Annotated in this window: 7 protein-coding genes and 1 pseudogene; all 8 read right to left on the minus strand. The window is 70.5% G+C overall.

Annotated features, from left to right (window positions below):
* A pseudogene (locus ABZ939_RS13845) lies at nt 1-287 on the minus strand (hypothetical protein); the annotation flags it as partial.
* A 218-nt stretch (nt 288-505) separates the two neighbouring features.
* Nucleotides 506-1,531, minus strand: a complete 1,026-nt coding sequence (locus ABZ939_RS13850; RefSeq protein WP_361853153.1) for a hypothetical protein — start codon at nt 1,529-1,531, stop codon at nt 506-508.
* Nucleotides 1,528-3,426 (minus strand): ferritin-like domain-containing protein, encoded by a 1,899-nt coding sequence (locus ABZ939_RS13855; RefSeq protein ID WP_361853156.1) that lies wholly within the window; start codon nt 3,424-3,426, stop codon nt 1,528-1,530. Before ABZ939_RS13855 ends, ABZ939_RS13850 begins: the two co-directional genes overlap by 4 nt.
* A gap of 16 nt (nt 3,427-3,442) precedes the next feature.
* The gene (locus ABZ939_RS13860) at nt 3,443-4,888 is read right to left on the minus strand and encodes a radical SAM protein (protein ID WP_361853159.1); all 1,446 of its coding nucleotides are present in this window, start codon (nt 4,886-4,888) and stop codon (nt 3,443-3,445) included.
* Nucleotides 4,885-6,309, minus strand: coding sequence for a hypothetical protein (locus tag ABZ939_RS13865; protein WP_361853162.1), 1,425 nt, complete (start codon nt 6,307-6,309; stop codon nt 4,885-4,887). The genes ABZ939_RS13860 and ABZ939_RS13865 overlap by 4 nt, the downstream gene beginning before the upstream one ends.
* A 219-nt stretch (nt 6,310-6,528) precedes the next feature.
* A complete protein-coding gene (gdhA, locus tag ABZ939_RS13870) occupies nt 6,529-7,875 on the minus strand; it encodes an NADP-specific glutamate dehydrogenase (protein WP_361853164.1) in 1,347 nt (448 codons plus the stop codon).
* A 269-nt stretch (nt 7,876-8,144) separates the two neighbouring features.
* The gene (locus ABZ939_RS13875; RefSeq protein ID WP_361853167.1) at nt 8,145-9,134 is read right to left on the minus strand and encodes a hypothetical protein; all 990 of its coding nucleotides are present in this window, start codon (nt 9,132-9,134) and stop codon (nt 8,145-8,147) included.
* A 32-nt stretch (nt 9,135-9,166) separates the two neighbouring features.
* Nucleotides 9,167-9,691, minus strand: a complete 525-nt coding sequence (locus ABZ939_RS13880; RefSeq protein ID WP_361853170.1) for a hypothetical protein — start codon at nt 9,689-9,691, stop codon at nt 9,167-9,169.
* Nucleotides 9,692-9,800: the final 109 nt, after the last annotated feature.

The following is a 9,800-nucleotide window of genomic DNA, read 5'->3' on the forward strand; positions in this document are numbered from 1 at the left end:
TCCTCGCCGACGAGAGACAGAGCACCGGAGCCGGTGTGCACGCCACCCTTCGGCTTGTGGTGCTTCTTGCCGTGGTCGTCCTTCGACCAGTCGTCCCCGTCCACGAGCGACAGCGCACCGGAGCCGGTGTGCACGCCACCCTTCGGCTTGCCGTGGTCACGCTCCCAGCTCTTGCTGGAACCGTCCTTGTCCCAGTCCCCTGCGGTGATCGCGTACGCGCCGGGTGCGGTGATCGCCAGGCTGGCGGCGGCGGCTGTTGCGGCGAAAAGAATGCGGGCAGAGCGCATCGATGGCTTCCTTTCGTCTGCTGCGCCGGCTGACCCACTGTCGGCTCTTCAAACGCAGCGACATGCCTCACCGTCAGCCGCCGCTTGTCCGCACGCCACTTGGGATAGTGCATATGGGAGCTCAGCGTGGAGGGGTAGCTCCGAAGGGGCGAAAAGGTGCTGCATTCTCCGTCGACGGCCGGGGCGACCTGCTGTCCGCCTTCCTTGGATCTTCCTGGTCAGCGATCCCCGTCGTCTCCCTGGAGCAGCGGATCCCGCCACCGGCAGGCGTCGATCTCGTGCTGCCACGAGGGCGAGGCGAAGGCCTGCGGATAGAGCTGGGCGCAGGTGGCGAGATGGGCGTGGAAGGCCCTGCGCAGGCGGGTTGTGTAGTGGGTGCACAGGGGTTCCTGCGGTGCCCCGTCGGCCATGGCGTGGATGGAGGCCGCGGCGAGGATGGCGGTACGGAGGGCCTGGGCCGTTCCGGTGCCGCTGAGCGGGTCGTAGCGGATCGCGCCGGCACCCACCAGGATCCGGCCGGGCACCGCCGGGGTGCGGTGCAGGCGCGGGCCGGCGGGAAGGGCGACGGCGCTCCGGGGGGCGTGCCGCAGAGCGGGGGCCAGGGCCGAGCCCGCGAGCAGCGTCGCCAGCAGCTCCGTCGGGCGGGTGGCCGGACCCGGGATCATGGCCTGGAGCAGGGCGCGCCCACTGCCCAGCGGGGTGAGGTGCAACCAGGCCAGTTCGGTGCAGACGAGCCGAGCGGTGGTCTCGTCCGTGCCCGGCGTCAGCGGAGCCTCCCCGGCCAAGAGGTGGCGCCGCCCGGCCGTCCAGTGAGCGGACGGCCCGGCGGCCGTGACGGTCCACCGTGGTGGACCGTCCGTCTCGGAGAGGATGTCGGGGTGCCGGGTGACCAGGCGGTCGAGCAGGCGTTCGGTGAGGCGGGCGCCGTCCACGACGGTGGCCGGCTGGGGCAGGCGCCGGCCGATCGCGCCGTCGCCGGGCCCCCAGCACACCTGGCGGTGTGTCAGGCGATGGCAGTCCGCCAGCGGCCAACGGCCCCAGAGGGAGTGCAGCAGGTCAAGCGTCGGCTGGTTGAGCAGCAGCGGGCGAGGGCCCGCCGCCGGCTCGGGCGGCCGGAGGCGAACCTGGTGGCCACGGGCGACCAGCAACCACGCGCAGGTCAGTTCGGCCAGCCCCGAGCCGGCGATCTCGACGGTTGCGGAGGCGGTGGGCCCCGCGGGCGCCTGGAACGCCAGGGAAGTCACTGCAGGCTGCACGCGGCGACCAACGCGCGCGCCCCCTCCTCCTGACGATCCATCTCCTCCCGGAGGCTGCCGTCCGCGAGTGCACGGATGGACCGCACGACCTCGCTGACGGCCCGCGCGGCGCCCCGGGCAGCCTGCCCGTCCGACAGCTCGCGGGAAGGCGCGGCGAACCGGGGTGCCACTCCGCGTGCGGCGAGCCGATGGTTGAGTTCGTGGAGGTTCTGCATGGACCGCACCGCTTGTGCCCTCAGGAGTCCGCCCGCACTGTCGCCCGCCTCCAGCGTCGCGCGCAACGCGCCCAGCACCATGGCGTAGTTGAGGTCCGCGAGGCGGAGCAGTTCCTTGTCCAGCGTAGTGCTCGGGGGTGCCAGTCGGCGCAGGTAGCTGTCCGGGTCCAGACCGGCCAGATGTCCGCGGATCGCCGTGAACCGGTGGTAGTGGTCGTCGCCCTCGTCGATGATGAGCTTGATCAGGTGGGCCAGCCGTTCGGCCTGGGGGAAGGCGTCCGGGTTCTTCATGACCGTGTGGTGCAGCCGCACGTACATGCCATCGATGCCGTCGGGGTCGATCTGTGCGCTCGGTTTCTCGACCGCGATGAACCACTCCAGCTGCTCGGGTGTGAGCCGTTCCAGTCGGAACGTGTGACCGGTCTGCTCCTGGATGACGAAGTCGTCGTCCGGCCGGTCGAGTTGGAGCGGCCGGCCCAGCACGCCGAGGATCTCGTTGACCCACCTCAGATGGCGCATCTCGTCCTCGGCCACTCCGAAGATCTCCTGCGCGGCCGCGAAGACGCGCCGGACCGGGACGTCCTCGGGGGTGTCGGCGGGCAGGATCATCGGGGCGTCGAGGGAGTAGTGGGCGTAGAGGTATTCGAGGCACAGCGCGTGCTCGACGGTGGCGAGGTGGGTCAGCTTCTTGATGACGTCCTGTGGCTCCATCAGGGGAAGGTCGAGCGGGGCGGGCACGCCCAGGGCGTCGTCCTCGCGTCCGTTGACGACGACGGGGAGCACGTTCCAGTTCATGATCAGTTCGGGGTGGTCGAGCTCGAGGGGCCCGCGCTCCAGGATGCTGGTCAGGTCCGGGGCGGGCGGCACGGTGGTGCGGTCGCGGCGCTGGAAGTTGAGGTTGCGGTACTCGCCGCCGGAGGTGGCGGAGATGTCGGGCTTGGAGGCGGCCCAGTAGTAGCAGCCGCACTCCCGGAAGTCGTACTGCCAGGGCGCGCACAGGCTGCGGGTCAGGTCACCGGGCTCGTACACGTCCGGTTCGATGACTCCGTCCTGGTCCAGGTAGTCGGCCCGCTCGGCGGTCAGGATGGCCACTTCCAGCACGCCGGCGTCGTCGCGCTGCACCCCGCTCTCGCCTCGTGTCCGCCAGCGGTTGAGGCCGCCGGGTACCCAGAAGGCGCCGGGTGACCGCAGTCCGGAGCCCCGGCCGATGACGATGGAGATCGTCCCCGGCAGGAGGTCGTGGACCAGGCGCCACATCCCCGGGCCGTCCAGGTCCACCGCGTGGAAGACAGGCGCCTCGTCCTCTGCCTGGTCCACGGTGGTACGCCCGCACACGGCCCACAGGTGCAGCCGCTGTTCGTCGTCCCCCGCGAGGTCCCCCAGGTCGGCGTCGGAGATGCCCTGTTCCTCGGCGACCCCGCCCTTGACGGCGAGCAGGCGGGATCCGGTGTCGTGGTGGAAGTCGAAGCGGAGCCCGCGGAAGAATGCCTTGTCGAGGTTGCGCTGGTCGAACTCCAGCCCGGGGAAGCAGTTGTCGACACCGCTCTCGGGGCGGGAGCCGGACGGGTTGCCGGCCACCACGTGCGCCGCGCGGGCGGTGAGGTTGCGGGGGAAGATCTTCCCCTCGGGCTTGGTGGGGCCGGCGTTCCCGGGGGTCGGTTGGTTCATGGTCGGCTCCTTCAGGTCAGCGGGCGAGGGCGGCCGGGTCGCTCGGCAGGTCGGATGCGGGCGGCAGCGCGAAGAACTCCGGGGCCGCCTGCGTGAGTTCGACGTAGGCGCGCAGGCAGAAGTCGAGCCAGCCGCGGATGTAGTCGCAGCCGGGCCGGCCGCGCCGGCTGACCTCGTGGTAGCAGCCGCCGCCGCACAGGTAGCGCGCCCAGCAGGAGCGGCACGGCTCGGCCCGGTCCACGTGCCGGGCGACCAGGTGCCGTTCGCGGGCGGCCCGGTCGGGTCCGTCGGTCAGCGAGCCCATGGCGAAGTCCGGGTCGTCGACCAGGCGGTGGCAGGCGTAGAGGCCGCCTTCGGCGGAGGCGCTGAGATAGCCGGCGCCGGCGCCGCACGGGTAGGGACGGTGGCCCCCCGTGTGGAGTTCGTACATGGCGGTCTGGAAGTTCCCGAACGGGTAGGGACGCCCCGCCGACAGCTCGTGCAGCGCCTTCTCACCGCATGCGACCATTCCTTCGAGGAAGCCGCTGAAGGCCGCGGTGTCGATCTCGTACGCCGGATCCGGCGCGCTCACGACTGCCGCGAAGCCCACCTCGTCGAAGCCGAGGCCGATCCCGTGCTCCAGGATGTCCGGCAGACGCCCCGTGTACGGCGTCACGCTGACCCGCGCCGACAGGTGCCGGGGCCGTCCGTGCCGGGCCAGCACGGCCAGTCCCTCACGCAGTCGGTCGTAGGCGCTGCCGCCGCCCGGTGCCCGGCGCAGCGCATCGTGCCCGGCGCGGTCGCCGTCCAGGCTGACGGCCACGGTGAAGGGGTGGGCGGCGAAGAGTTCGGCGTCCGCGGGCCGGACGGTGGTCAGATTGGTGGTGAGGGCGAAGCGGACCGCGTGCCCGCTGTCCTCGCCGGCCCGGACCGCGTACCGGACCACGTCGTGGACCAGGTCCCGGGCGAGCAGGGGTTCGCCGCCCATGAAGCCGACCACGACCCCGGCTCCGGGTGCGGCCTCCGCGAGCAGCCGGTCCACGGCGGCGAAGGCGGTCTCGCGGGACATGGCCCGGGCGGAGCCGCCGAAGCGGCCCTCGTCGGCGTAGCAGTGACCGCAGCTGAGGTTGCACGCCTGCATGACGTTGAGCGACAGCGAGGACAGGGGCGGCACCTCGGCCGGGGTGCCGTCGATGCGCGGGGCGGGCACTCCGGGGGCGGCGCCCCACAGCGGAAGACCCAGGTCGGCGGCGAGGGAGGTGTCCTCCGCCCGTGTGTGTGCCGTGGCCGCCCAGCGCTCCAGCCGGGCGGCGGTGGCTTCCGGCAGGTCGTAGATCCGGCTGCCGTCGGCGAGGAACAGGTGCGTGCCGTGGGCGCTGCGGAAGACCCGGGTCTCGGCGCCGAGGCCGCGCGGGCCGGACGCCGGCTCGGCATCCGGTTCCGGGTCCGGTGGGCGGCGTCCGATCTGCAACAGGACGCTCATGTGCCCTCCTCCACGGTCTCCCGCAGCGAACCGACCCAGCCCGCCAGCAGGTTGTACTGACGGCGCGTGAGGTGCATGGGGTAGGCGTCGGAGCCGCGCACCGCGACCGGCATGCGACGGTCGTGCCACCGCTGCTCTTCCACGGGCGTCCTGATGATCTGCCGGAGGAGTTCGGGCCGTTCCCGGAACAGGTCTTCCAGGAACTCCAGCGCCACGAACCGGCGGTGCCGCCGACGGCCGCGCTCGGTGAGGGGGAGGTTCACCCCCGGCAGGGGGTCCGGCGGACCGAAGGTCCGTGCCCGGGCCTCGTTCTCGGGCAGGCCCAGGCGCCGGGCCCTGCGTACGTTCTCCAGGGTCGCTCGGTCGTTCTGGGCGTCCACGTTGACCGCGTCCATGGCCTCCAGAACCCGTTCGAACAGGTCGCGCACCTCCAGCGCCGTCAGGTCAGGGTTCTCGGCGATGTACGCGGGGTCGCTCACCTCCTCCCGCTGGACCCGGTCCGCCAGCCCGTCGGCGAGGGAGGTGAAGGGCCGGCGATCGGGCGCGAAGTCCGGCGGAGTGACGACGATCCGCGCGCGGGCGGTCAGGCCGCCGAGTGAGACGGCGACCAGACCGTCGCACACGTCGTCGACCAGGCCGAGGCTGACTCCGCCGTCCTCGGGCGTCGATCCGGCGAAGAGCCCACCGGGGAAGGTCCGCGCGTCGGTGGCGCCGGAGAGGGTGAACTCGCACCAGGCCGCGTCCGGTGCCAGGAACAACCGGTCTTCGGGCAGGAGGTACCGGCTGGTGCGATCGAGCAGGTTGGTCGGGCCGTACACCGCCCCCGTGCCGGGCGTGAAGCGCAGTCGCAACTGGGGGAACCCACGGTCCGGACGGGGCAGCTGGACGGAGCCGAGCGGCACGCTCCGCCCCGGCGGTACAAGGGGCCGGTCCACCCCCTCGGGCGACCGCCCCTGCAGCGGTTGCCGCAGATGCTGGTCGCCCCGCAGCTCGACGGCGGCCTCGATCCGGTCGCCGGGCGAGCCGGTGCACTGGTGCGCCTTGAGATTGGCGACCGTCACCGTCCACGTGACCTGGGCCGGATCGATGCCGAACTCGGCGAGGACGTCGACGGTGATCGGCTCGTCCGAGTGACGCTGTCCGTCGGCCGATGTCCAGGTGCCGCGCAGTTCGAAGAAGGGACAGATGGGCCGGAATCCGTTGACGTCCTTGAACCGGACCCGCTCCCCGGGATCGGGCTGCCGCTCGGTCAGGGTGCCGTCGTCGGCGACGTCGAGGGTGGGCGCGGGTACCACGGTGGTTTTGCCCGTGCCCCTGGGCGACAGGTCGCTTTCGCCGTAGTGGTAATTGCCGCACGGGGTGGGGGACGGGCCCAGCCGGGCGAAGGCGAGAGGTGGGTGGAGCCAGATCCGTTCGATCACCGTGGGTCTCCGTTGTCCAGTGGGGAGAGGGGGTGGATCGTTCCGCTGAGTGACACAGCGTAGTCATTTTCGTCACTCAGCGTACCGAACGATCACACTGCGCGCCCGGAACCACGCCTACGCCCGGCATGGTCCGCCGCCCCGTCCCCCGGATCCCCACCGGCCCGTGTCCCCTGCCGCAGCCCCACGACCGGCCCCGGACCGCCCCCTCTCAGGACGTCAGACGACTCCCTGTGCCGTCATCGCCTCTGCCACTCGCAGGAACCCCGCCACATTGGCGCCGAGCACGTAGTCGTCCGCGTTGCCGCCGTACGTCTCGGCGGTGGCGCGGCACTCCGCGTGGACGGCGCGCATGACCGTGGCGAGCCGGGCCTCGGTCTGCTCGAAGGTCCAGCTGTCGCGGGCCGCGTTCTGCTGCATCTCCAGCGCCGAGGTGGCCACGCCGCCCGCGTTGGCCGCCTTGCCGGGACCGAAGAGGACCCCGGCCTCCCGGAACACCGCCACCGCCTCCGGCGTGCACGGCATGTTCGCCCCCTCGGCGACGGCCCGGACCCCGTTCTTCACCAGGGCCACGGCGTCCTCACGGCGCACCTCGTTCTGGGTCGCACAGGGCACGGCGACGTCGCACGGGACGTCGTACACCGTGCCCCGGGCCGAGAAGCGCGCGGTCGGCTTCGCCTCCACGTATGCGGAGATCCGGGCGCGGCGTACCTCCTTGATGTCCTTCAGCAGGTCGAGGTCGATGCCGTCCTCGTCGACCAGGTAGCCGGAGGAGTCGCTGCACGCCACCACGCGGCCGCCCAGGGCATGGACCTTCTCCACGGCGTACACGGCCACGTTCCCGGATCCGGAGACCACCACGCGGCGCCCGTCGAAGCCTTCGCCCCGGGTGGCGAGCATCTCCTCCGCGAAGTACACGGCGCCGTAGCCCGTGGCCTCGGTGCGGGCGTGCGAGCCACCCCAGCCCACCGGCTTGCCGGTGAGGACGCCGGACTCGTAGCGGTTGGTGATCCGCTTGTACTGGCCGAAGAGGTAGCCGATCTCCCGCGCGCCCACGCCGATGTCTCCGGCGGGAACGTCGGTGTGCTCGCCCAGGTGGCGGTACAGCTCGGTCATGAAGGACTGGCAGAACCGCATGATCTCGCCGTCCGAGCGGCCCTTGGGGTCGAAGTCCGCGCCGCCCTTGCCGCCGCCGATGCCCATCCCGGTCAGCGCGTTCTTGAAGATCTGCTCGAACCCGAGGAACTTCACGATGCCGAGGTTCACGCTCGGGTGGAAGCGCAGACCGCCCTTGTACGGGCCCAGCGCGCTGTTGAACTCCACCCGGAAACCCCGGTTGACCCGTACGGCACCGCTGTCGTCGACCCAGGGCACCCGGAACATCAGCTGTCGCTCGGGCTCGCACAGCCGCTCCAGGATCCCGGTCTCGGCGTACTCGGGATGCCGCTCGAGCGCGGGTGCGAGGGAGTCCAGCACCTCGGCCGCCGCCTGGTGGAACTCCGCCTCCCCCGGGTTGCGCCGGCGGACCTCCGCGTAGACGGCCTCGATGTGTGTGCTGACGTTCATGGGTGTGCTCGCTTCCCTGACTCCGACATGTGCGTGGCTCGTGGCACGTGGCGAGATCCCGCTCCTCGGGTGAGGACGGCTTACGCCCTTGCGTCAACCGATCTAACCGGATGTCGAGTTGAGACGATCCGCCAATCGGTCGGCCGCCCGGACGGCGCGCAGTGCCGGAGCGTTGAAGACATGAGGTGTCGCACGGCTGACGTCGGCGCACCCCGCCCCGCGCGAGCGTGATCGGCTCGCGCGGGCTCGGGTGCGCCGTGCTCCCGGTGTCAGCCGGCCAGCGACGCGTCGGCCGCGGCCACCGCTTCGCTGTTCCGGGTGCGGGTGCCGTTCAGCTTCGTCCGGTGCTCGGCGATCTGCGCCTTCTGGATCTTCGATTCCTCGGTGAACCACACCTTGACGAGATCCGTCTTCTCCTTGCAGTCGATCTCCGCAAGGGCGACCGCGATCTCCTCCTGCGACGCAGGACCGCCTTCCGCGTGCGGTGCGATGTCCGTCGCCTCGAACGGGGTGGCGGCTGTGTAGCCCTCGGTCTTCATGCACTGCGACCATGCGGCCAGGGCCTGCTTCACGGCCGGGGTCGCCATGGATTCCGTGAAGCTGTTTCCGTTCAGTTCGGAGACGAATGCCAGGTCATCGGTCGCGGGCCGCTTCAGCTTGTCCTTCGCCCAGCCATGACAGCCGCCCTTGTGGATCTTCTTGCCCTGGTAGGACTCGGCGGCGGGTTCGACGGCCCGGACCGCACCGGGCGTGGCCGGTGCGGCGGGCTTGGTGTGCCCGGTGAGCACCTGGACCGCTTCGTCGGTCAGCTCGGGCATCTTCTGCCGGACCTGCTTGGTCAGCGCCTCCGGAAGGCCGTATCCGTATTGCGCGGCGGCCTGCCGGTCGGTGAGTCCGTATCTGCGCTCCATATTGGCGTCGTTGTCGTTCGGCGGCGGAGTCGTACCGGCCAGCGGCAGCTCGATGGAGAAGCCGTACTCGGCCATGCACTTCTCCTGGAGCTTCCGCGACGCCTGGTCCAGGGTCACGGTGTCCTGGTAGGTCTGCATGTACTCCTCCAGCGGCAGGGAGAGGCCCTTGGCCAGTCCCCGCTCCGGAGTGGCCTTGGGCCAATTCGCCTTGTCCACCATCGGCTTGTCGTCCGCCACCGGCGTGGTACCGCCGGCCTCGGTCGCGGTCCCCGCGCCGCATCCGGTGATCAAGGCGGTCGCCGCCGCCATGGCCGCAGCAGCAAGGCCCGTGCGCTTGTTCCAGTTCATGATGATGATTTCCAATCTGCGAATGCGGTGGCTCAGGCGAAGTGCTGCGATGCGTTTTCGTTCTTGAGCGCCGATATCAGGTTGGTGAGATTGCAGTCGCCCCAGGGCTCGTTGTGGGCGAAGTACTGCGAGGTACCGCCGTAGCCCGAGTTGTAGTACACGCGATAGTTGTCGGAGTAGGAGCAATTCTCCACCGAGGCCGCGTTGTTCTTCATGTACTCCCACGCGCCGGCGCCGTTTCCGTTGAAAACGTAGCGGTACGTCGTCAGGGTCGATCCCTGGTACTGGCTCGTTCCCCAGTAGTCGTGAACGTTCCCGTAGAACGTGGACCAACTGGTGACGTAGTAGCCGTCCCTGATGGCGTACTCCTTGGAGTTGTAGAGCAGCCAGAGATCGCCCTCGGAGCAGTTGATCCACGGAACGTCACAGTTGTCCGTGACCTTGTACTCGGCGGCATGTGCCGGCGTGGCCGTGGCCAGCAGTCCCGCACAGGCTGCGATCGAGGTCAGGGCCGCACTCACCTTCGCGCGCACCGACATGTTCTTTCTCCTGCTCATATCCGTCTCCAATGAGGCGAGTTGGGAACCGGGCGGGTTATACACCATGCCGTCGTGAGCGGGCGAACGAGTGGACGAATGGGTGCGTAACCCTCCGGGTTTCGCGCAC

The sequence above is a fragment of the Streptomyces sp. NPDC046712 genome (assembly GCF_040645695.1).
Taxonomy (GTDB): domain Bacteria; phylum Actinomycetota; class Actinomycetes; order Streptomycetales; family Streptomycetaceae; genus Streptomyces.